The sequence below is a fragment of the Paenibacillus sp. IHB B 3084 genome, from assembly GCF_001447315.1.
GTDB lineage: Bacteria > Bacillota > Bacilli > Paenibacillales > Paenibacillaceae > Paenibacillus.
Genome location: NZ_CP013203.1, coordinates 5444105 through 5470571 on the forward strand (window position 1 = coordinate 5444105; position 26467 = coordinate 5470571).

The 26467-nt window shown below is 51.9% G+C and carries 2 protein-coding genes and 3 pseudogenes; all 5 read right to left on the bottom strand.

Annotation, left to right across the window (positions count from 1 at the left end; all coding sequences use genetic code 11):
- Nucleotides 1-40: 40 nt before the first annotated feature.
- Nucleotides 41-9553, bottom strand: a pseudogene (locus tag ASL14_RS29745) (amino acid adenylation domain-containing protein); the annotation flags it as partial.
- A pseudogene (locus ASL14_RS29750) lies at nt 9527-10564 on the bottom strand (amino acid adenylation domain-containing protein); the annotation flags it as partial. The pseudogenes ASL14_RS29750 and ASL14_RS29745, both read right to left, overlap by 27 nt.
- 14 nt (nt 10565-10578) lie before the next feature.
- Nucleotides 10579-12561 (bottom strand): condensation domain-containing protein, encoded by a 1983-nt coding sequence (locus tag ASL14_RS29025; protein WP_250636802.1) that lies wholly within the window; start codon nt 12559-12561, stop codon nt 10579-10581.
- Nucleotides 12543-25157 (bottom strand): amino acid adenylation domain-containing protein, encoded by a 12615-nt coding sequence (locus tag ASL14_RS28895; RefSeq protein WP_442953274.1) that lies wholly within the window; start codon nt 25155-25157, stop codon nt 12543-12545. Before ASL14_RS28895 ends, ASL14_RS29025 begins: the two co-directional genes overlap by 19 nt.
- Nucleotides 25146-26467: pseudogene (locus tag ASL14_RS29755) on the bottom strand (condensation domain-containing protein); the annotation flags it as partial. The pseudogene ASL14_RS29755 and the gene ASL14_RS28895, both read right to left, overlap by 12 nt.

Genomic DNA, 26467 nt, shown 5'->3' on the forward strand with positions numbered 1-26467 from the left:
CGGCTGCCAGTTGTTCAATTGTTGGTGCTTCAAAAATACTGCGCAGTGGAAGCGGTTTATTCAGCTCCTTGTGAATCTTCGAGGCCAGCGTCGTCGCCCGCAGCGAATGTCCGCCAATCTCGAAGAAGTTTTCCTTCACGCCCACCCGTGCCAAGCCCAGCACGTCCTGCCAAATTTGTGCCAGCTTCGCTTCCACCCACATCCGCGGTGCGACATAGTCCGCTCCGCTTTGCAGGCTGCCTTTCGGTGCTGGCAGTGCCTTGCGGTCAATTTTGCCATTTGGACTCAGAGGCATCTGCTCCAGCTGTACAAAGTACGATGGCACCATATAGCTTGGCAGCTCCCGGCCCAACTCACTTCTCAGCTCGCTGGCACCGATTTCCTGCCCGGCGACGTAGTACGCCACCATTTGTTTTTGACCTGTTTCATCCGCTCGGGCCATAACTACGGCTTCTCGTACAGACTCTACTTTCAACAGCTGCGATTCGACCTCGCCCAGCTCAATCCGGTAGCCCCGGATTTTCACCTGGTGATCGATTCGGCCCAGATATTCAATATTTCCATCCAGCATCCATTTCGCCAAATCTCCGGTGCGGTACATGCGCTCATAGCCCGCTTCACCACCCGCAAACGGATCGCTGACAAATTTCTCCGCCGTTAATTCTGGACGGTTCAGATAGCCACGTGCTACCCCTACACCGCTGATGCACAGTTCGCCGGCAACCCCAATCGGCTGCAACTGCACCGTGCCTTCCTTGACGATGTACAGACGGATGTTCTGAATCGGTTTCCCGATCGGAATGACCGAATACTCTTCATTCGGCCCGCAATCGAAGTACGAGACATCCACCGTCGCTTCCGTCGGTCCGTACAGGTTGATCAACTTCGCTCCGACGATACCCGACAAGAGGCGTTGGAAACGTGCCACATGCTGTGGTGGCAACGCTTCGCCACTGGCAAACACATGTCTCAGGGTTCCCAGCTTCGCTTGCACCACTTCCAACGGCTGTTGCTCCACGTACTCCAGGAACGCATGCAGCATCGCAGGTACAAAGTGCATCGTGCTGACCCCGCCATGGGCAATCGCCTCCACGATGTCCTCCGGATTCTTTTCTCCGCCAACGGACAGCAGACTCACTTTCGAGCCAACCATGGACCACCAGAACAGCTCCCACACCGACACGTCGAACGTGAAGGCGGTTTTCTGCAAAATCGTATCTCCCGCCCTCAAGCCGTACCGATCATGCATCCACAAAATCCGGTTGATCACCGAATGGTGCTCGACCATAACGCCCTTCGGTTTTCCGGTCGAACCGGAGGTGTAGATCACATAGGCTACATTCCGCGGCCCTGCCAACGGTTCCAAATCCGAGCCGTCTTCATGGTAAATTTCTCCGCTATCCAGCACCAGCACTTTGCCGTCAAAGCTCAGCGTCGCTTGCTCTACCAAACGCGATTGCGTCAACACCAGCTTCGCTTCCGAGTCCTCCAGCATGAAACGGATACGGTCTGCAGGATAGTCCGGATCAATCGGCACATATGCGCCACCCGCTTTAAGAATCGCATAGATGCCCACGATCATTTCCAGCGAGCGTTGTACCAGAATGCCCACAGGCTGATCCGGTCCAACTCCTTCCGCACGCAGCGTCCGCGCCAGACGATTCGCCCGCTCGTTCAATTCATGGTAAGTCAACGTCTCCGATTCAAACAGCACCGCCACCTGATCTGGAGTTTGCTCTACCTGTTCCTCGAACAACGCACTTAACGTCTTATTCTGCGGATAAGCTGCCGCCGTATCTCCCCAAACCTGAATAATCTGCGCTTGTTCTTCCGGTGTCACCAATTCCAGTTCATTCACACGGATATGCGGATTGTTCACGATTTGCTGAATCACATGCAGCACATGTCCCTGCATACGCTCCACGGTAGCCCGATCGTACACATTAGCGTTATATCTGAACATGATGCTGAAGACTTCATCCGGCATCACAATCAAGTCCAGATCATAATTGGTCTGTTCCACGACCTCTACATTCGTAATCTCAAAAGCGGACGGACGAACTTCGCCAAGCTGCTCCACCTGCTGCTCTACCGGGTAATTCTCAAATACCATAATATGGTTAATTAAATTCTGCTTCTGCTCAGTCAGCGCCTGAATCTCATACAGCGGGAAACTGTCGTATACTCCCGAGGCCAGTGCCTGCTCCTGCGTTTTCCGCATAACCTCCACAAAAGTGGCATTCCGTTCACTTTGAATCCGAACCGGTATCGTATTAATGAACAAGCCGATCATATTCTCTACACCGACAATATCCGTCGGACGTCCAGATACGACACTACCGAAAATAACATCCTCATTGTTGTTATATTTCTGCAAAATAACGCCCCACACGCTTTGCATCAGCGTATTAATCGTTACCTGCTGCTGTTTCGCAATCCGGTACATGGCTTCGCTCCACGTTTGATCCAGCTCCACCGTTATTTTTTCAGAAATATATTCACTGGCAACACTTGCTGGAGTGGATTGGACATTTTCCTTGCTGTCCACCGCTTCGTCTTTCAATGAAGCATCCGAGCCAGGTAACAAAGTCTGCTGTTCAAAGCCCGTCAAATAGCTGCTCCAATACTCTTTTGCCGTACGTTCATCTTGACGCCCCAGCCATTCGATATATTGGCTATAAGGTGTGATCGCAGCAAGCTCCGGCTGCTTCTGCTCCAGCAGCGCAAAGTACGTACCAAACACTTCGCCTGTAACCAGCGACAGACACCAGCCGTCCATGACAATGTGATGGAAGCTCCAGACCAAGTGATACGTCTCTTCATCTGTTTGCAACACCTGTACACGCATGAGTGCATCGGTACCGAGATTAAAGCCTCGAGCCTGATCCTCCAGCTTGAACGCTTGAATATACGCCTTCCGCTCCGCTTCCTGCATTCCGCGTACATCCTTGAAGGAAAGATCGCTATCTTTGTGGCGGAACACGATCTGCAATGGCTCCTGACTGTGCCCTGTCTCAAACATATGGAAATTCGTCCGCAGCGCTTCATGCCGCTGTGTCAGTAAATCCAGACTCTTCCGGAAAATAGCAACATCAAAGCTGCCTTTTTGATCAAACGACGCTTGCTGGAAGTATGCGCCTGACTCTGGCTCCATCAAGCTATGGAAAAGCATCCCCTTTTGCATAGGCGAGAGGGCATAAACATTTTCCAGCTCACCCACAGAAGCCGTTTGCTCAGTCAATTGTTCCAGCTGCTTCAACGTCAAGCCCTTAAACAATACATCGCTTGGTGTTAACTCACTCCGCTCCTTGGAGACGCAATGAACGATCACTTCCTGCAAGCTTTCCTGCAGCAACCGCGCAAAGTTCTCTACATTTTCAGGATGGTATACCTTACTGTCATAGCGAATTTCCAACGTCAGCACGCCCGCTGTAATCATTCCGTTCACATTCAGCGGATGCTCCAAAAGGGTACTGTCGCTCATCGGCTCTCCACCTGTATGTGAAGACAGACTGATATCGCTATTTTCCAAATCCTGATCGAATTGTCCTAAATAGTTGAAGCTAATTTCAGGCTGCAAGGTAGAGGAATGACTTTCATCATCTTGAGACATATATTTTAAAATACCGTAGCCAATGCCCTTATGCGGCACATGACGCAAGTCTTCTTTCACCCGCTTGATTCGCTGTCCCACTTCTACCTTTCCGTCAACATCTAGCAGCACCGGATATTGGCTTGTAAACCAGCCCACCGTACGTGTGATGTCGATATCCGGAATGATCGCTTCCCGGCCATGTCCCTCCAGATTGACCAGCACACGCTCTTGACCGCTCCAGTTATACAATGCTGTGCCGAGTGCGGTTAACAGCAGATCATTGACCTCGGTGTTGTACGCACGGTGCGCTTCCTGAAGCAGCAATCGTGTTTCCTGCTCGCTCCAGGCCACTGTCACAGTCTCACTGTCTCTCAGCAGAGAATGTTGTCCTTCTGCTCTTTCATGATCCTTAGGCAACGATACGAGTTCCGTTTGGGCAAGGTTCTGCCAGTATTGGCGTTCGTCTTCGATGGCCGGACTAATCGCGTATTGAGACAAGCGCTCTGCCCAAGCGGAGAATGAATCCGTTTTGTATGGCAGACGAATGGCTTCTCCCTGAACGGCCTGTTCATACCCGGTTGCAAAATCCTCGAATATAATCCGCCATGAAATGCCGTCTACGACCAAATGATGAACCGCGATCAACAAATGATCTCCATCCGTGCAGCGGAACAATCCCAGCTTCAACAGCGGTCCTTCGTCCAGACGAATGGAACTTTGAATGGCATTCGCTTTCACTTCAATCGTCGTCACCACATCTGCAGAGTCTCCTAGGTCTGTCAGGTCAACAACGTCCAGGCTATATAGCTTGCCTTCGTTCAAACCGCGATTCCACGCTTCATAGCCCTGTTCGGTCTGACGGAAGACCATACGCAACGCATCATGATGCTCGGTAACCTTGGTCACCGTTTGACGCAATGCCGCTTCGTCGAAACCTTGTGCTCTATACAGCATCACCGACTGATTAAAATAATGCGGCTCTGCTGCTGATTGTCCAAAGAACCATTGCTGAATCGGGGTCAGTTGTACCGCCCCGGATACCGCCCGTTGATCGGCTGTACGGCTGACCTTGTGTACATGACCGCTCAGCAGTGACACGGAAGGATATTGGAACAGGTCCTTCATTTCCAGCTTGTAGCCCGCTTGCAGCAAACGGGAAGATACTTGAATCGCCTTGATCGAGTCGCCGCCCAGATCGAAGAAATTGTCCAAAATGCCGACTCTCTTCGCGCCCAGGACCGACTGCCACACCGAAACCAATGTCTGCTCCAGCGCTGTGCGCGGCTCTACATAATCCGCTCCGCTTTGCAAACTTCCCTGCGGTGCTGGCAGTGCTTTGCGGTCAATTTTACCGTTCGGAGTCAACGGCATGTTTTCCAGCTGTACGAAGTACGAAGGCACCATGTAGTTTGGAAGTTCCTCGCCCAGCAAGCCACGTAGCTCACCCACATTCACTTCCCGTTCTGCCACATAGTAGGCGACCAGTTGATTTTGTCCCTGCTCGTCTGCATGTGCCAGCACGATAACCTCTTGCACATCTTCGACTTTCAGCATTTGGGCCTCGACCTCGCCCAGCTCAATCCGGTATCCCCGGATTTTCACTTGATGGTCGATCCGGCCCAGATATTCGATATTGCCATCCGGCATCCATCTCGCCAAATCACCCGTGCGGTACATCCGTTCATAGCCCGCTTCTCCAGCCGTAAACGGATTTGGTACGAATTTCTCAGCCGTCAGCTCTGGACGATCCAGATATCCGCGTGCCAGACCCGGCCCGGATACACACAGCTCACCCGCTACGCCCACAGGCACCAGATGTCCATGCGCATCCACCAAGTACACCCGATGATTCGGCACAGGACGTCCGATGGAAATCAGTTGCCCCGCTCTCTCGTCTTCGGACACCGGCCAGATCGACGTCGCTACCGAGTTTTCCGTTGGACCGTAACCGTTATAGTAGGCTACCTGATCCTTCCACTTGTACACCAGCTCTGTCGACGATGCTGATCCGGCAGTGAACAGAATACGCAGGTTCGGCATCCGCTCTGGCTCCAGATATACCGCATAGGTCGGCGGCAAGGCTGCAACAGTAATTTGGTGATCCGCCATGTACTGCTCGAATCGCTCATAGTTCAAAATCGTCTCTGACGTTGGCACATACAATGTGGCTCCGCAGAACAGCGCCTGGAAGATTTCCCAGCAAGCCGCATCAAACGAGTAGCTGGCGAACAGCAACGCATGATCCGACATGCTGATCCGGAGTGTCTGATCAAAATACGTTTTCAGATTGCACAACCCGTGATGCTCCAGCATAACGCCCTTCGGTTGACCCGTGGTTCCTGATGTATAAATCACATAGGCCAAATCGTTCGGACCGGACAACGGCTCCAGATTGGAACCGTCCTCGTGATACACCGCCTGCTCCCCATCCAGCACCAGCACTTTACCATCAAAAGCCACTTTCTCCACCAAATGATTTTGCGTCAACAGTAGATCCGCTCCTGAGTCGTCCAGCATGTAGCGAATACGCTCCTCTGGATACGTCGGGTCAATTGGCACATATGCGCCCCCGGCTTTCAAAATCCCGAAGATGCCGACGATCATGTCTACCGAACGCTCGGTCATCAGACCGACCAATCGATCTTTCATCACGCCTTGACTGCACAAGGTACGAGCCAGACGATTAGCACGCTCGTTCAGTTCGCGATAGGTTAACTGCTCTCCTTCGAAGAACAACGCTACCTGCTCCGGTGTCTGTGCCGTTTGCGCCTCGAACAAGCCGTGAATGGTTTGCTCGCTTGGATATTCAGCCCCCGTATTGCCCCATACGCCCAGAATTTGCTCGCGCTCCTGCTCGCTTAAAATATCCAGCTCTTGCACCCGAATGTCCGGCTTCGCTGTCACTTGCTCCAGCAGTTGCACCAGATGGCCTCGAATTTGCTCTACACTTTCATGTTCAAATGCCAGCGCATTATAGCCAAAGCTCATTTGGATTGTATTCCCCGGCAGTACCACCAAGTTAAAGTCATAGTTGGTCTGCTCGACCGACTCGACTCCCGTAATGCTGAAATTGGACTCCTCACCATCACCCAGCTGCTCCATTTGTTCTTCCATCGGAAAGTTTTCAAATATGAGTATATGGTTGATCAAATCCTGCTTCAGCTCTGACAGCCCCTGAATTTCATACAGCGGGTACGTGTCATAAGTATGAGAAGCAATAGACTGCTCTTGATTTTGCTTCATCAATTCCGAGAATAGAGGGTCCTCACCGCTTCGAATGCGTACAGGTACCGTGTTAATGAACAGGCCAATGATATGCTCCACATTCGGAATATCCGCCGGGCGTCCAGATACGACGCTGCCAAACACCACATCATCCGTGCCATTATATTTTTGAAGCAAAATGCCCCAGACCGTTTGCACCAGCGTATTCATCGTTACCTGATAATGCTTGGCTATTCGCTGAATCCCGGCCGTCAATCGCGTGCCCAAATCAAAGTCAAGACGCTCCGCCTGATACCCTGTTTTGCCCTGCTTTTTAGCCTGCGGCAAACGAGACTGCTCCTCATACCCGTTCAGATAGTCACTCCAGTAGTTCGACGCTTCCTGACGGTCCTGCTGCTCCAGCCATTCAATATACTGGCTATACGGCGTGACAGGGGCCAGTTCAGGTTGCTTGTGGGCCAGAGTGGCAAAGTAACTCGCAAACACCTCATTCGTCACCAGTGACAAGCACCAGCCATCCATCACAATATGATGGAAACTCCACACAAACCGATATGAATCCTCACCCGTACGTAAAATAGATACACGCATCAAGGCATCCTGCGCCAGATCAAAGCCTCTCTGCTTGTCTTTGCGCGTAAATTCGAGGATGTAATCGTTTTGCTTCTCTTCCTCCACATCCCGCAAGTCCTCTACATACAGCTCACTGCGCTTATTCCGGTACACGACCTGAAGCGGTTCGTCCTTCCAGCCGCTGTAGAAATTCGTACGCAGTGCCGTATGCCGCTGCACCAATACATCCAAACTTGCTGCAAATGCAGCAACATTAAAGTTTCCTTGCAGATCAAAGGATGCCTGTTCAAAATAAGCTCCCGATTGCGAATCCATCAGATTGTAGAACAGCATCCCCTTCTGCATCGGCGTCAGTGCGTATACATTTTCCAGTTCACCAGTACGTGCAGCCTGCTCCGCAATTTCCCCCAGCTCGCCATTCGTCAGACCCTTGAAAGACACATCACTCGGGGTTAACTCCGGCTGTTCCTGAGCGATGCAATGCGCAATCACCTCTTGCAAAGCGGCTTGAAGCAGTCCCGCCACCCGTTCCAACGTTTCCTTACGATATTGCTTACGGCTGTAAGCGATCGTCAATCGCAGCGTACCCTCCGAGATCATCGCGTTCAAATCCAGCGTGTGTGGCAATGGTGAATTCGCATCGTCAGTCTCACCCACACCATAGGATGACAGCGTGATTCCGCTATTTTGCAAATCCTGATCCACTTGTCCCAAATAGTTAAAGCTGATTTCCGGTTCTGCTAAAATTGTACGCTCTTCATCTGCTGCGGACGCATGGGACAAGTAACGCCATGTACCATACGTCAGCCCTTTATCCGGAATCCCGCGCAGACCTTCCTTCGTTTCCTTGATCCGCTGTGCCAGTGTCATTCCCTTGCCCGTTTCCAGCAGCACCGGATACAAGCTTGTAAACCAGCCTACCGTACGCGTAATATCCACCTCTGGCAGGATCGCTTCCCGGCCATGTCCCTCCAGGTTCACCAGCACACGTTCTGCACCTGTCCAGCTATGAATCGCCAAGCCGAGCGCGGTCAGCAGCAAATCATTGACCTCCGTGTTATAGGCACGGTGCGCTTGTTTCAAGAGCTGCTGTGTTTCGGCTTCGCTCCACGCTACCGTCAGCACTTCGCCATCTGTATTCAAGGAGCCGTCATAGGAAAAATCCTTAGGTAAAGGTGCAACTCCCTCGGCTTTGGCCTGTTCAAGCTGCTGCCAGTATGCTGCGTCTGATTCGGCCGCCGGGCTGTTTGCATAAGACGACAGCTCGCGTGCCCATGTTTGGAAGGAATCCGTTTTATAAGGCAATCTTACAGGCTCGCCCTTCTGTGCTTGCTCATAGCCTGTGGAGAAATCCTCAAACAGAATCCTCCAGGAGACCGCATCCATCACCAGATGGTGAACCGCCATCAGCAAATGATCGCCATCAGCACCATGGAACAAACCAAGCTTCACCAAAGGTCCTTCGGACAGATTAATGCTGCTTTGAATTTCGGTTGCTTTGGCTTCAAGCACCTCCGCATACGCCGTCACCTCACGGAAATCCGCTGTTTCCAGCGTATACAACAATCCTTCCTCTACCCGGCGCGTCCAAGCTTTATAACCAGATGATTGCTTGCGGAAAACCGTACGCAGAGCATCATGATGCTCCACAATACGGTCCATCACCCGGTGAACCGCCGTCTCGTCAAAGCCTGCCGCACTGTACAGCATGACCGCCTGATTAAAGTGCTCTGGACGCTCACGCTCCTGGGAAAAGAACCAGTGCTGGATTGGAAGCAATGCGGTTTCCCCACTGACTTCCCCTTGATCCGCGATCCGGCTGACCTCATGAATATGTGGTGCCAGTACCTCTACCGTCGGATATTGGAACAAATCCTTCATTTCCAGCTTGTAGCCTTTTTGGAACACACGGGATGAAATTTGGATCGCCTTGATCGAATCTCCACCCAGATCAAAGAAATTGTCCAAAATACCGACGGTTTTCACGCCCAATACCGACTGCCACACCGTCACTAGTGCCCGTTCTGCCACCGTACGTGGCTCAGCATAGTCCACTCCGCTTTGCAGACTGTCTTCCGGCGCTGGCAGTGCCTTACGGTCGATTTTTCCGTTGGGGCTAAGCGGCATCTGATCCATCTGCACGAAGTACAACGGAACCATATAGCTTGGCAGTTCCTGACCCAGCTCGCTTCTCAGCTCACTTGCAGGAATTTCCTGCTCCGCAACATAGTAAGCTATCATTTGCTTTTGTCCCGCTTCGTCTGCGCGGGCCACCACAACCGCTTCCTGCACATGTGCCACTTTCAACAAGTGCAATTCGACCTCGCCCAATTCAATCCGGTACCCCCGAATTTTTACCTGATGGTCGATCCGTCCGAGATACTCGATGTTTCCGTCCGGTAGCCATTGGGTCAAATCCCCTGTCCGGTACATCCGCTCATAACCCGGCTCACCAGCCGCAAACGGATCGGTCACAAATTTCTCATCTGTCAGTTCAGGCTGATTCAGGTAACCGCGTGCTACACCGACACCACCAATGCACAGCTCGCCCGCTACGCCTACAGGCTGCAACTGCTTCGTGCCTTCCTTCACGATGTACAGACGAATGTTCTGGAGCGGTTTACCGATTGGAATTACTTCATACGATTCCTCTGGATCACAATCGAAGTAGGCTACTTCTACCGTGGCTTCCGTTGGACCGTACATATTGGTTAGTTTCGTCCCGACCCTACCCAGCAGGCCCCGTTGGAAACGCGCCACATGCTGTGGCGGTAACGCCTCACCGCTGGCAAACACATGTCGTAGCGTTTCCAGCTTCGTTTTCACCGCTTCCAGTGGCTGCTGCTCCAGATATTCCAGAAATGCATGCAGCATCGCAGGTACAAAGTGAATCAGACTTACTCCATCACGGGCAATCGTCTCCACAATTTGCTCAGGGCTTTTTTCCCCACCCGGCGACAACAGGCTCAGCTTCGAGCCGATCAGCGACCACATGAACAGCTCCCACACCGATACGTCAAACGTAAAGGCCGTTTTCTGCAAAATCGTATCCGCAACACTCACATCATACTGGTCACGCATCCAGACCAGACGGTTAATGACCGAATGATGTTCGACCATAACTCCCTTCGGTTTCCCCGTGGAACCGGAGGTATAGATGACATAGGCCATATGGTGCGGCCCTGCTAACGGTTCCAGATTCGATCCATTTTATGGTAAATGCCTTCGCTATCCAGCACCAGCACCTTACCGTCAAAGCTCAGGCTCGTTTGCTCTGCCAGATGCGATTGTGTCAGTACCAGCTGTGCTCCCGAGTCCTCCAGCATATAACGGATGCGCTCCGCAGGATAATCCGGGTCAATCGGTACATAAGCCCCACCTGCTTTGAGAATCGCATAAATGCCTACCATCATCTCCAATGAACGCCTTACGAGAATACCCACGGGTTGTTCCGGTCCGACTCCTTCTGCACGCAACGTCCGCGCTAGACGGTTCGCCCGCTCGTTCAGCTCGCGGTACGTCAACGTCTCCGTTCCAAACAGCAGTGCTACCTGATCCGGGGTCCGCTTCACCTGTTTCTCGAACAGTGCGCTCAGCGTCTGATCGTGCGGATAATCTACCGCCGTATCTCCCCAAACCTTCAGAATTTGGACTTGTTCTTCCGCTGTCACGAGTTCCAGCTCATCCACTCGAATGTGCGGATTCTCCGCAATTTGCCCGATGACATGAATCAAATGCCCCTGAATGCGCTCTACCGCAACCCGGTTATACACGCGAGCATTGTAATCCAGCAAAATGGAAATCTCCTCGTCAGGCACCACGATCAGGTTAAAGTCATAGTTTGTTTGCTCGGCAATTGCCACATTAGCAATGGAGAAGCCAGCTTGTGTACCTGTCTCATCGGAACTGCCCACCTGCTCCATCTGCTGCCCGATCGGATAGTTTTCAAAGACCATAATATGATTGATCAGGTCTTGCTTTTGCTCGGTCAGCGCCTGAATATCGTACAGCGGGTACGTGTCATACGCGCCGGAAGCCAAGGCCTGCTTCTGTGTACGTTGCAATATTTCCGCAAACGTGGTATTTCGCTCACTGTAAATACGCACCGGAATCGTATTAATGAACAGTCCGATCATGCTTTCCACACCCGGAATTTCCGCTGGACGACCGGATACAACACTGCCGAACACGACATCCTGATTATTGTTATATTTTTGTAAAATAACGCCCCAGACGCTTTGCATCAGCGTATTAATCGTCACCTGCTGCTGCTTCGCAATCCGGTTCAACGCTTTGCTTCGTTCCTTGCCCAGCACAAAGGAAATCTTTTCCGAAACGTAATCTGAACTTTGATCCTCAGTAGTCTCAGCCGTCACCGTCCCAATGGACTGTGCGTTCGCTCCAGGCACCAGCGTCTGCTGCTCAAAGCCCGCCAAATAGTTGCTCCAGTAGCGGCTCGCTTCCTGTCCGTCCTGCCGTTCCAGCCATTCAATATAATCACTGTACGGCTTGACAGGTTTAAGCACAGGCTGCTTCTGCTCCAGCAAAGCAAAGTACGTGCCAAACACCTCACCCGTCACCAACGACAGGCACCAGCCGTCCATCACGATATGATGGAAGCTCCACACAAAACGGTACGTACTCTCTCCTGTACGGAAAATAGTCACACGCATCAATGCATCCTTGCTCAGATCAAAGCCTCGTGCCTTGTCTTGAGCTACAAAAGCAGCAACGGCCTCATCACGTTCTCTGGCATCCTCATAACGGAAACCCAGATTTTTGTGGCGATAGACGACCTGCACGGGTTGATCATGCCATCCACTATAGAAATTTGTCCGGAAAATGGCGTGTCGTCCTGCCAGCAGATTCAAACTTTCTTCAAACACAGCTGGCTCAAAGCTGCCTTCCAGATCAAACGTTGCCTGCTCAAAATACACCCCGGATTTGCTATTCATCAGGCTGTGAAACAGCATGCCCTTTTGCATCGGCGTCAGCGGATATACATTTTCCAGCTCCCCGATGGTCCGTGTCTGCTCCACAATCGTATCCAGCTGCTCCACCGTCAAGTTTTTCAGCAACACATCACTTGGCGTCAGTTCTGTCTGCTCTCTAGAAACGCAATGCTCGATAATTTCCAGCAAATTCGCCTTCAGCAGATTAGCCAGCAACTGAATCGTATCTTCACGGAACGCCTTGCCGTTATACCGAATGTCCAGCTCCAGCGCGCCGTCCGTGACGATTCCCCCACATCCAGGGCATACTTCATTTCCGTCCGGTCGCTAACAGCCGCTCCAATTGGATACGACGACATGCGGATATCGCTGTTTTGTAAATCCTGATCAAACTGTCCCAAATAGTTAAAACTCACCTGCGGCTCGGGATACATCCCTCTAGCTTGTCCTACACCCGCTTCACTCAGATACCTCCAAATGCCATAGCCGATACCTTTATTCGGAATGTGGCGCAGGTCTTCTTTGACCTGTTTGATACGCCCGGACAGATCAGCCTCTTTGCTGATATCGAGCAGCACCGGATATTGGCTTGTAAACCAACCTATTGTCCGCGAAATATCCGTATCCGCTACAATGTCCTCACGCCCATGCCCTTCCAGATTGATCAAGGTACGTTCTTTGCCCGTCCAGGCATACAGCGTCATCCCCAGAGCGGTCAGTAGCAGATCATTCACTTCCGTGTTATACGCGCGGTGCGCCTGCTTCAAGAGTCGTTCCGTCTCTTCCTCCGTAAGCTTTACGGCAACCGTACCTGTATCCAAAATCGTAAATTCGCCATCATGCTCCTGATCCTCCGGCAACGTGATCTGATCAGACCCGGCGGTTTCGTTTAATGCCTCCCAGTGCGCGCGTTCGCTCTCCATAGCTGGACTACTCGCATAAGCAAACAGTCGTTCAGACCAGGCACGGAAAGAATCGGTTTTATCCGGTAAACGAATCGCTTCTCCGTTCACGGCTTGCTCATAAGCTGTCGCCAGATCCTCAAACAAAATGCGCCACGATACCCCGTCCACCACCAAATGGTGAATCGCGATCAGCAGATGGTCCCCGTCGGCACAGTGGAACAAACCAAGCTTCAGAAGTGGGCCTTCACTCAAATGAATGCTGCTCTGTATCTCGCTGGCTTTGGCCTCAAGGGCTTCACTTAAATCCGTTCCTTCGCCTACATCCTTCCAATCCAGCACTTCCAGATGATACAGCTCACCCTCCTGCATCCCACGGTTCCACGCTTCATAGCTGTGATCGGTTTTACGGAATACCGTCCGCAAAGCATCATGATGCTCTACCAGCTTCGTCAGCGCCTGACGCAGTGCAGATTCGTCAAAGCCTTGCTCCCGCTGGAGCATAACAGCCTGATTGTAATGATGCGCATCCAATTGATCCTGCTCAGCAAACCAGTGTTGGATCGGCGTAAGTGTCACCTTGCCCGTCACTTCTCCCTGCTCGGCAGCTCTGATCCCAGCCGAACGCAGATGTGGAGCCAGCTCTGCCACATTTGGATATTTGAATAAATCCTTCATCTCCAGCTTGTATCCGGCTTGAAGCAGGCGGGAAGATACTTGAATCGCCTTGATCGAATCACCGCCCAGATCAAAGAAATTGTCGAGCAAACCGATTCGTTCCGCGCCCAGCACGGTTTGCCATACCCATGCCAATGCCTGTTCCGCAGGCGTTTGTGGAGCGACATATTCACTTCCGCTCAGAAGATTTCCTTCCGGCGCAGGCAGCGCTTTGCGATCCACCTTCCCGTTGACGGTCAGTGGAATTTGCTCCAATTCCACGAAATAGGAAGGAACCATATATCCTGGTATTTCCTGCGTTAGCAAGCTTCTCAGTTCTCCAACGTTCCATTCCCGATCAGCTGTAAAATAGGCACATAGCACCTTTTGATCGAATTCGTCCTCACGCGCTACTATGACAGCTTCCCGAATCGAATCTATTTTCAACAGCTGTGCCTCAACTTCACCCAACTCAATGCGGTATCCGCGGATTTTGACCTGCTCATCCATCCGGCCCTGATACTCCAGCATGCCGTCTTCGCGCCAACGCACAAGATCGCCTGTACGATATATGCGCTCCCCGGATGCAAACGGATCAGTGATAAATTTCTCATCCGTCAGCTCAGGGCGGTTTAAGTAGCCACGCGCTACCCCATCCCCGCCGACAACCAGCTCGCCCCAAGCGCCTATCGGCTGGAGGTTTAAGCCATGATCCACAACATAGGCCGTAGAATTACGAATTGGACGACCAATCGGCACCGCTTCGAACTGCTCCCCAGTAATGAGGTGAGTCGTAGAAAAGGTTGTATTTTCCGTCGGGCCATAACCGTTAATGATGTGGAGACCCGGATTCGTCCGCAGCACCCGGTTAATATGCGGCACCGACAGCACATCACCACCAACCAGCAATTCTTTTACACCCTCGAACAATGCACTGTCTTGCTGAGAAAGCTGATTGAACAGTGGCGCAGTCAGCCACATCGTCGTAATGCGGTGGGCACGAACAGCCTCCTTAAGCTTCGGTGCATCCAGCAGCACATCCTGATGAACCAGCACCAGTTGTCCACCGTTCAACAACGCACCCCAAATTTCAAACGTAGACGCATCGAACACAATCGCCCCTGTTTGCAAAATCCGGGTCGTTTCGTCCAGCTGCACATAATCCGTATTGCGTACAAGCCGCACCACATTGCGATGCTCGACAATAACGCCCTTTGGCTTACCTGTGGAGCCCGAGGTGTAAATGACATACGCAGCCTGCTCACCCTCACCTGCAAGCTCCAGATTAGAATTTATTTCGTGGGAGGCCCCGATACCCTGTGTATCCGTCTCATTTGAATTAGAGCCTTTCAGTTCAACAATCTTCCCGTCAAAATAGCAACGATCCAGCAAATGCTGCTGTGCCAGCACCAGTTTTGCCCCCGAATCCTCCAGCATGTAACGGATGCGATCCTCTGGATACTCCGGATCTACAGGCACATATGCGCCCCCGGCTTTTAAAATAGCGAGCACTCCGGTAATCATATCCAGCGAGCGTTCTGCCAAAATACCGACCGTCTCATCGGCCTGCACACCTTCAGCACGTAATGCCCAGGCCAGTCGGTTTGCCGCTTCGTTCAGCTCACGATAGGTCAGTGATTCTTTTCCGTTCACAACGGCAATATGATCAGGTATACGTGCCGCCTGCTCCTCAAACAGCTCATGGATCGTCCGATGACGCGGATACACAGAAATCGTATCGTTGTATTCACGGATAATCTGTGCTTTTTCCGCTGCTGTGACCAGTTCCAGCTCTTGAATACGAATGGATGGATTAGCAGCAATTTGTTCCAACAGGCGGGCAAAATGTCCATGCAGCCGCTCAATACCTGCCTGATCAAAGCTCAGCGTGTTATAGGCGAAACGTATTTTGATACCCTCTCCCGGCATGACGATGACGTTGAGATCATAGTTCGTCTGCTCTGTCGCCACCACATTGGAGATCGTGAACGTATCCTGACCGCCGCCTCCTAACTGTTCCACTTGTTGTTCCACCGGATAATTTTCGAACACCATAATATGATTGATTAAATCCTGCTTTTGCTCCGTCAGCGCCTGAATTTCATACAGCGGGAACGCGTCATAGGCATTGGAAGCCAGCGCCTGGCGCTGTGTTCGTTTCATCAGTTCGGCAAAGGCTTCGCCGTCCACAGAATGAACGCGCACCGGAATCGTATTGATGAACAGCCCAATCATGCGCTCCACACCCGGAATATCGCCCGGACGACCCGATACGACGCTGCCGAACACGACATCCGGACTGTTGTTATATTTTTGTAACAGAACACCCCATACCGTCTGAATCAGCGTGTTAATGGTCACCTGATTTTGCTTCGCCACCCGTTCGATCTGAGCGACCAGCCCCGGCTGGAAGTCACAATCCAGCTCTCCGGCCACATATTCCCCGGCTTGCTGCGATTTCGGCTGTGTTTTTTGTTGCGGAAGCGTAATTTGCTGCTCATAATCCGCCAGATATCCGCTCCAGTATTGCAAAGCCGCCTCACGGTCCTGACGCTCCAGCCATTCAATAAAGCGACTGAACGGCGTGACAGGCTCAAGCTTAGGCTCTTGACCTGCACGAAGCGCCAGATAGCCGCCGAATACCTCCTGTGTCATAAAGGACAAGCACCAGCCATCCATCAAAATGTGATGGAAGCTCCAAATAAAGCGGTACGCTTCATCTCCGGTTTGCAGGATAGACACACGGATTAGCGCATCCTTAGCGAGATGGAATCCTTTGGCTTTATCCGCAAGGGTAAAAGCTTCAACACGAGCTTCACGTTCTTGTTTTTCAAGTACGCGTAGATCCTCGTAGTACAATTCTCCGCTGCGGTTGCGGAAGACGACCTGCACAGGCTCATCTTTCCACGAACTGATAAAGTTCGTCCGTAGCGCCTCATGACGTTGTACGAGCAGATCAAAGCTTTTGCCGAAAGCGACCACATCAAAACGTCCGTTCAACTCAAAGGTTGCCTGCTCAAAATAAGCCGCCGAATCCTCATCCATCAGACTGTAGAAGAGCATACCCTTTTGCATCGGCGTTAAGGCATACACATTTTCCAGCTCACCCATATCTCGCGTATCTTCCACCAATTGCTCCAGCTCATCCAGTGTTACGTTGTTTAACAGGACATCACTTGGTGTCAATACCGTTCTTTCTTGAGCGACACAATGGCTAATCACCTCACGCAAGCCGGATGCCAGCAGCTCTCCAAGCCGTGCAATCGTTTCATGACGGAATTGCGTTGTGCCGTAGCGAATAGTGAAGATCAGCTCGCCTTCCTCGATCACTCCATTGATATCCAGCGCAAAATCCATAGCCGCGTTTGTGCTGACAGGCACACCCATAGAATAGGAGGAAGGCTCCAGATCGTTGCCTTTATAATCCTGATCAAACTGGCCCAGATAGTTAAAGTTGATTTCTGGGGTCAACTGGAGCTGTACGCCTGCTTGCGCGAAAGCCTCAGCATTTGACAGGTATCGCAAAATACCATAGCCAATGCCTTTTTGCGGAATATGGTGCAGCCCTTCCTTCACCCGTTTGATCAAACGGGCGATATTCCCGCCTTGTCCCAGGCTTCCATCCAGTACAACCGGGAATTGACTCGTAAACCAACCAACCGTGCGCGTAATATCCACATCAGATAAAATGGATTCCCGTCCATGACCCTCCAGGTTGACCAGCACTCGTTCAGAACCGGACCAGTCATATACGGCTTTGCCGAGTGCAGCCAGCAACAGGTCATTCATTTCCGTGCTATACGCGCGGTGAGCTTGCTTGAGCAACAAATCGGTTTCCTGCTTCGTCCAGCGGACAGTGACAACTTCACTGTCTCCAAGCAGGGCATTGTCATTCGCAAAATCCTTCGGCAATGGCTTCGCCAGGCTTGCTTCTGCTTGTTCGACATGCTGCCAGTAAGCAAGCTCCCGCTCCACCGTCGCACTGTTCGCATAGGCTGACAGATGCTCAGCCCATGTCTGGAACGAATCTGTTTTCAGCGGCAATCGAATAGCTTTGCCCGTTTTACCTGCAACAGCCTGCTCATAAGCGGCTGCCAAATCCTCCAGCAGAATGCGCCACGATACACCGTCCACGACCAAATGGTGAATGACAATTAACAAATGGTCGCCTTGGGCGCATTGGAACAGACCGAGCTTCACAAGCGGACCCTCGTTCAAGTCAATGCTGGCTTGAATTTCACTCGCCTTGGCTTCTACAGCGGTAGATTCGTCTTCAATTCCGCTAAAATCTACGATTTCCAGCGTGTATAGCTCGCCTTCTTCCACACTGCGGTTCCAAGCTACGTAGCCATGCTTCGTCTCGCGGAATACAGTACGCAATGCGTCATGATGTTGGACCATGCGTTCCATTGTATGGCGCAGCGCATCTACGTCAAAGCGCCCGGCTCGATACAGCATCATCGCCTGGTTGCTGTGATGCAGGTCAACCGGCTGCTGCTCAAAGAACCACCGTTGAATTGGTGTCAGCTCTACCTCACCGGCTACCTCTTCCTGACTGGCGATTTTGCCATCTGTGCGAAGCAAAGGACTAAGGGACGCTACCGTCGGATTACTGAACAGGTCTTTCATGTTCAGTCGATAGCCTGCTTGCAGCAATCGGGACGATACCTGCAAGGCCTTGATCGAATCGCCGCCCAGCTCGAAGAAGTTATCCTGCGTACCTACCGTTTCCACGCCCAGCACCCCGGCCCATACCGAAGCCAATACCTGCTCTACCGTTGTACGCGGTGCCACATAGGCTGCACCTGTATGAATACTGCCTTCTGGCTCCGGCAAGGCCTTGCGGTCGATTTTGCCGTTGCTCGTCAGCGGCACCGTCTCCAGTCGCATCAAGCGTGCTGGCACCATGTGCGCTGGCAGCCCTGCTTCCAGCTGGGCCTGTACCTCCTCGATCCGCAGCTCGGCTGCTCCCGTGATATAGCCGCACAAATACTTGTGCCCACGCTCATCTGTCCGGTCGATCACGACGGCTTGACGTACACCCGGCACCCGCTGGATCACGGTTTCGATCTCGCCCAGCTCGATCCGGTAGCCCCGGATTTTGACTTGATAGTCCATCCGGCCGATGAAGTCCACATTCCCGTCCGGCATCCACCGTGCCAAATCGCCTGTGCGATACAATCGTTCACCCGGCACGTACGGGTTCGCCACGAATTTCTCGGCCGTCAGGTCGGCACGGTTCAGGTACCCGCGTGCTACCCCGGCTCCGCCAATGCATAGCTCGCCCAGTACGCCGATAGGTACCGGATTCAGCTGGCTGTCCACGATATAAAAGCGGGCGTTCAGCCACGCCTGACCAATCGGCACACTACCGCTGCTTGGCAGCTTCGATAGCTCTTCGTCATAGAAGCTGGAGTCAATCGCCGCTTCCGTTACGCCGTAGCTGTTAATAATCCGAGTATCTGCGCCAAATCGTTCTTGCAGCACCCGGTAATCCGTCACGCTGCAGCTATCTGAGCTGGTGATCAGCAGTTCCAGACTGCTCATGTCCAGCCCCTGTTCATGCACATGCTGCATGAACGGTACGATCAGGGCTGGTGTCGATTCGAACACCGTAACCTGATAATCGCGAATCCAGCCATACAGACGGCCTGGATCAATCCGGTCGTCTTTCGGGCAGATGACCATCGTTCCGCCGTTATAGAGCGCTCGGGCGATATCGCCGACGAATACGTCGAAGGAGAAGCTCGCCAGCTGCAACAACCGTACCGGGAACTGGTTCAGACGGTAATCCCGGCGATATGCCGCAGCCGTATTCACCAAGCTGCGATGCTCGATCATGACTCCCTTCGGACGTCCCGTTGTTCCGGAGGTGTAGATCACATACGCCAGATCCTGCGGCTCATTGATATGTTCGACATCGGCAATATCCCCGGTGTACAGCGACTCATCGTCCAACGCCAGTACAGTTTGCAAACGCAGTCCTGTTGCTGGTTCGGATGTTGCTTCACTGTCAGATGGCGAATTTAATGTTAAACTCAGGCCTCCATGGAGGGTATCTGATTCCACCGTCTCAGCGCTAACCGCCGTTTCCAGTTGGCCCTCAGACTTCCCTCCGGTCAAGGCCCATGGGCTTTCCTCCAGCCATACCTGCGCACGCTCCTGCAAGCCTGTTTGAGTCAGCAGCACCGTCGCACCGCTGTCCTCCAGCATAAAGCGGATACGCTCTGACGGATAATCGGCATCCAACGGCACATACGCGCCTCCAGCCTTCCATACCGCCAGCACACCGACCAGCATGTCCACCGAACGTTCGCTCAAGATGCCGACAATCGATTCGCGCCCGATGCCTTCATTCCGCAATCTACGGGCCAGCTGGTTCGCACGCTCGTTCAGTTCACGGTACGTAAGCTGATTCTCCTCGTACACAACCGCCATGTGATCCGGTACAAGCTGCGCCTGTTCTTCCACATAGGCGTGGAACAACAATTCTACTTCCTTCGCATCACTCCACGCAGACACGCCAACTGAACCAAAACCGTCAATGATCTTCGCTTTTTCCTCAGCAGTCACCAGCTCAAGTTCATCTACCAGCGCATTCGGTCTGTTAATCGCTTCCTCTACGATATGCAGCAAATGCTCGCGGATTTGCTCAATAGCTGCGCGTTCAAACACCAGCGCGTTGTATTCCAAATGAACACCGATTTCATCACCCGGCACAATTGTAATGTTAAAATCATAGTTCGTTTGCTCCGACACGGAAGCATTCGCAATCGTAAAGCCGTTCGTGTCACGGTTGCCCATTTGCTCCATGCTCTGTTCCACCGGATAGTTTTCAAACACCATAATATGGTTTACCAAATCATGCTTCTGCTCTGTCAGGGCCTGAATTTCATACAACGGATAGGTTTCATAGGCACGGGAAACAAGCGCCTGCTCCTGTGTCTGCTTCATCAGCCCAGCGAACGTAGCATCTTCCTCGCTATGAATCCGTACAGGAACCGTATTAATGAACAAACCGATCATTTTATCGATGCCTGGAATATCCGCCGATCTACCGGATACAACACTACCAAATACAACGTCCCGACTATTGTTATACCGTTGCAGCACAACGCCCCATGCTGCTTGCAACAGCGTATTGACCGTCACTTGCTGCCGCTTGACCAGTTGGTTCATCCGTTCCGTCACTTCACGGCTCAGTGTAAACGAAAGCTTGTCAGCCTCATATCCCTTAGCGTGACCGTCCACTTGTTTTGCCTGCGGCAATACCGTCTGCTGCTCGAAGCCAGCAAAATAGTCACTCCAGAACCGTTCTGATTCCGTGTTGTCACTCCGTTCCAGCCATTCAATATATTCGCTGTATGGCGTTACTGGTGCAAGCTCCGGCTTCCGGCCTTCAAGCAGGGCAAAATACGTATTGAAGGCTTCCCCGACAACCAGGAACAAGCACCAGCCGTCCATCAAAATATGGTGGAAGCTCCACACAAAACGGTACGATTCCTCGCCTGTACGTAATATAGATACTCTCATCAGCTCGCCTGAGCTGAAATGAAACCCTTCCGCTTTATCTCGCTCAGTAAAATCAGCAATGTACGCGTCCAGTTCTCCTTGCTCCATCGAACGCACGTCTTCAAATCGGAATCCGGCAGCTTTATGACGGTACACCACCTGTAAAGGCTGCTCATTCCACCCGCTATAAAAGTTCGTTCTGAAAATTTGATGGCGATTCACCAGCAGATTCAGGCTCTCGGCAAAAGTGTCCACTTGAAAGCTGCCCTGCAGATCAAATGTTGCCTGCTCAAAATACGCCCCGGATTGCGGCTCCATCAAGCCGTGGAACAAGATCCCCTTTTGCATCGGCGTTAGCGAATAAATATTTTCCAGTTCTCCCACAGCAGCGGTTTGCTCTACAATGTGCTCCAGTTCTCCAGCCGTTAGTCCTTGGAAGGACAGATCGCTTGGTGTCAACTCTGGCAGATCTTTGTCCACGCAATGAGCTAATACCTGGCGCAAGCTTTCCTGAAGCAAATCAGCTAGTCTTTTGATTGATTTTTTCATGAACGTTTTGCCGCTGTAGCTGATCGTCAGCTCCAGCGCACCGTCCGTGATCATGCCGTTGATATCAAGGGCATACCGCTTGGTCAACGTGTCACTAATGGAAGCCCCGAGGGAATAAGGAGACATACGGAATGCATTATTTTTCAAATCCTGATCGAATTGTCCGAGATAGTTAAAGCTAATTTCCGGCTCGGCGACAAAAGCTGCCTCCCCTTCTTCAGCAGCAGAAAGATATCTCAAAATCCCGTATCCAATTCCTTTATGCGGCAAACGGCGCAGCCCTTCCTTGACGTTCTTGACACGTCGTCCCACATTCCGATCCTCGCCCATATCCAGCAAAACTGGGAATTGGCTGGTAAACCAACCGACCGTACGTGTAATATCCACGTCTGGCAAAATAGCTTCCCGTCCATGACCCTCCAGATTCACAAGCACCTGACTGATGCCTGCCCACTCGTGAACCGCGGTTCCCAGAGCCGTCAGCAATAGATCGTTCGCTTCCGTATTATAGGCACGGTGTGCCTGCTTCAAAAATTGTTCTGTTTCTTCAACTGTCCACGCTACCGTGAGTGTGCGGTCATCGCGGAGACGAGGCTTGGCCTCGGATTTGCGAGTGTAATCCTTGGGCAAAGCTGCTTGAGTAGCACCAGCTTGCTCCAGCTCTTGCCAGTACGCACGTTCCTTCTGCAATGCTGTGCTGTTCGCATAAGCTGACAGCTGATCAGCCCACAGGCGGAAGGAATCCGTCTTATTCGGCAAACGGACAGACTCGCCCCGTAAAGCCTGCTCATAGCCGGCTGCCAAATCCTCCAGCAAAATACGCCAAGACACGCCGTCGACCACCAAATGGTGGATCGCCACCAGCAAATGATCTCCATCCGGGCAACGGAACAGACCGAGCTTTACCAAAGGACCTTCATTCAGACGAATACTGCTTTGAATTTCGCTGGCTTTGTTCTCCAGCAAATGAGCAAAATCAGGCTCATTTGTAAAATCCACCACTTCGAGACTATACAGTTCTCCTTCTTGTACGCCACGGTTCCATGCTTCATATCCACCGTCTGCATTCTGACAGAATACGATACGCAAAGCGTCATGATGCTCGACAATGCGTTGCAGTGCCTGACGAAGCGCCGTTTCGTCCAAACGATCCTCACGGTGCAGCATCAATGCCTGATTATAGTGTTCAGGCTTGGACGGCTGCTGCTCAATGAACCAGTGTTGAATCGGTGTCAACGCCACTGTTCCACTGACTTCTCCTTGATCGGAAACGCGGCTCACCCGCTGCACCCGTCCATTCAGCTCAGCAATCGTCGGATACTGGAACAGCTCCCTCATTTCCAGTTTGTAACCATTTTGCAGCAGTCTTGAAGACACCTGGATGGCCTTAATCGAGTCGCCCCCCAGATGGAAAAAATTATCTAGTACGCCAATGTGCTCGATACCCAGTACAGATTGCCATACCGATACCAACGTCCGCTCCACATCAGTTCGCGCTGCTACGTAATCCTCACCGGAATCCACGCTTCCCTCCGGTTGCGGCAACGCTCGACGATCCACCTTGCCATTCGGTGTCAACGGCAATTGCTCCAGCTGCACGAAATACGACGGCACCATGTAGCCCGGCAATTCTTGGCTCAAGGCGCTTCGCAGCTCGTTTGCCGCAATATCCGCATGGGTCACCACATAAGCGCAGAGCTGCTTTTGACCCTGCTCATCCTCACGTGCAGTGACGACGGCTTCACGCACCGCTTCCAGCTTCAACAGCTGCGCTTCCACCTCGCCCAGCTCAATCCGGTAGCCCCGGATTTTCACCTGCGCGTCAATTCGTCCTTTGTACTCCAGCGTTCCGTCTTCACGCCAGCGTACCAGGTCGCCCGTACGGTAGCAGCGTTCTCCACTACGGAACGGGCTGTCTACGAATTTCTCGGCCGTTAGATCCGGACGGTTCCGGTATCCACGTGCCACCCCGTCGCCGCCGACGATCAGCTCACCCCATGCCCCGACTGGCTGAAGCTGCATGGAACGGTCCACGACATACGCCGTCGAGTTATGGATCGGACGCCCAATCGGCACCGCTTCCAATTGCACGCTGGCAATCGCATGAGTTGTAGAAAAAGTTGTATTTTCCGTCGGGCCATAGCCGTTGATAATCCGCAGGGACGGATGAGCCTCCAGTACCCGGTTAATGTGCGGTACGGACAGCACATCACCACCGACGAGCAACTCTTGTACCCCCTCGAACAGCTCCAGATCCTGCTGGGAAAGCTGGTTAAAGAGCGGTGCAGTCAGCCACATCGTTGTAATACCGTGGCTGCGTACGGCTTCTTTAAGCTTCGGCGCGTCCAAAATGACATCCTGACTCACCAGCACTAGCTGTCCGCCATTCAGCAGCGCACCCCAAATTTCAAAGGTGGACGCGTCAAAGACAACAGCCCCGGTCTGCAAAATGCGCGTGTCAGCATCCAATTGTGCATAGTTTGTATTCTTCACCAGACGCACAACATTGCGATGCTCCACCATAACACCTTTTGGCTGGCCAGTAGTTCCCGAAGTGTACATCAAATAGGCAAGTCGATCCCCGAATTTACCCGCTTGTGAAATCTCATTTTTCAGATTTGTATAATGGGTATATTCCGCATAATTAGCCTCGTTTTGTTTCCATTGTACGGTATTTAAGCCTTGCTCATCCTCTGCCCCGTATACAGTAGCATCGCTCAGATCCAGCACAATTCCGCTGTAGTCATCTGGCTGCTGCTCCGCATGCTGCACCAGCAGTAGCTTCGCACCTGAATCCTCTAGCAGGTAGCGTACACGCTCTGCCGGATAATCCGGGTCAATCGGCACATATGCGCCGCCCGCCTTGAGGATTGCCAACATGCCGACGATCATATCTGTGGAACGCTCAGCGACGATTCCTACGGTTCGTTCAACAGTAACACCGTAACCGCGCAGCGTGTGAGCCAGTCTGTTGGCCTGTTCATTCAGTTGCCCATAGGTTAGACGACGGTTTCCAAACACAACCGCAGTCTGATCCGGCATACGCTCTGCCTGTTGCTCGAACAGTTCATGAATCCCTGCATCGTGTGGATATGGCACTGCTGTAGCATTGAATACATCCACAATTTGCGCCCGTTCCTCGTCACTAATCAGTGACAACTCCTGTATCCGCTTCTGTGGACCTTTCACCATATGCTCCGCCACACTCAAGAATTGTCGGATAATTCGGGCGATCTCCTGCTCGCTGAACAACTCGGTCCGATAATCCAGTTGCAATACAAGTTTATCGTCATCCAGCATGTCTATCATGGCAATATCGAAGTCACTCACCGTATCTCCACAGAAATCGGTATGCACCTGCTGAACGGCTTCATCAAAACGGGAGAAGCTCAGCGTACGGTACTGAATGGTAACGCCAAACAGACGGCGAATATCCGTGCCGCTTTGCTGTTCACGCAAATCCTGAATAATTTTGTTGTACGGGTAACGCTGATGCCGCAAAATGGACGACTGCTCCTTGCCCACACCTTGCAGGAAGGTCAGCAGCTCGGATTCCGGCTCAACCAGCAGGCGCGTAGCCACGGTGCTGACGAACATGCCAATCGTATCCTTCTCCTTCTTCGACGTACGGTTAGCGTACAGGGTACCTACGGTTAAATCCTGTTCCCCCGTCACTTTATGTAAATAAATATACAGGGCGGCCAGGAAGAACGTAAAAATACTGATTTTATGCTCCTCGCAAAAAACCGTGACACCACGATACAGTTCATGCTCCAGTGTATAGCTCTCCCGGCGTGCAGCTGTGCTCAGCGTTAGCGGATTGTATGATTTTAAACCTGTCGTCTCTGGCAAATCGGCAAACTTTTCCGTCCAATATGTCTTGTCCTTCTGGTAACGGTCAGATTGCTCATAGCTTTGCTCCACCTGAATGAAATCCAGATATGGATTCGCTTTGGTCGGTGTAGCTTGACCTGTACCATGGACAATATCCATGTAATGCGTGGTAATTTCATTAATGGCCTGATTCATGGATACACCATCTGAAATAATATGGTGCATTGTGAAATTGTACCAGGTTTCTTCTGCCCCAGCTGCAAAATAACAAATTGGTACAGCTGAGAATCCAGCAATAAAAAGGGCTGTGAATTAAGACGGTTTACTAATAGTTCAGCTTCCCCCGGGGTAACCTGGAGCGTTTCTATGCTTTGAGCGGCAAATGGCTCTACATATTGATATGGAATACCGTCCTCAGCAGTGATTTTGATACGAAAAGAATCGTTTTGCGCAATGACCTGGTTCATCGCCTGCTGCAATGCATCTATACGAACAGTTCCCTTAATTTTAACAGTTGTAATAAGCGTGGACGTGTTGCAATTGGGATACAGAAGCTCCGTATACCAAATACGTTGCTGTGGCTGGCTTAATGCAAACAATTGAATATCGTGCTGAGTCATATGTCTCTCTCCTCGCAAAATAGATAGTAGTAAAAAGAAACTTCGCAT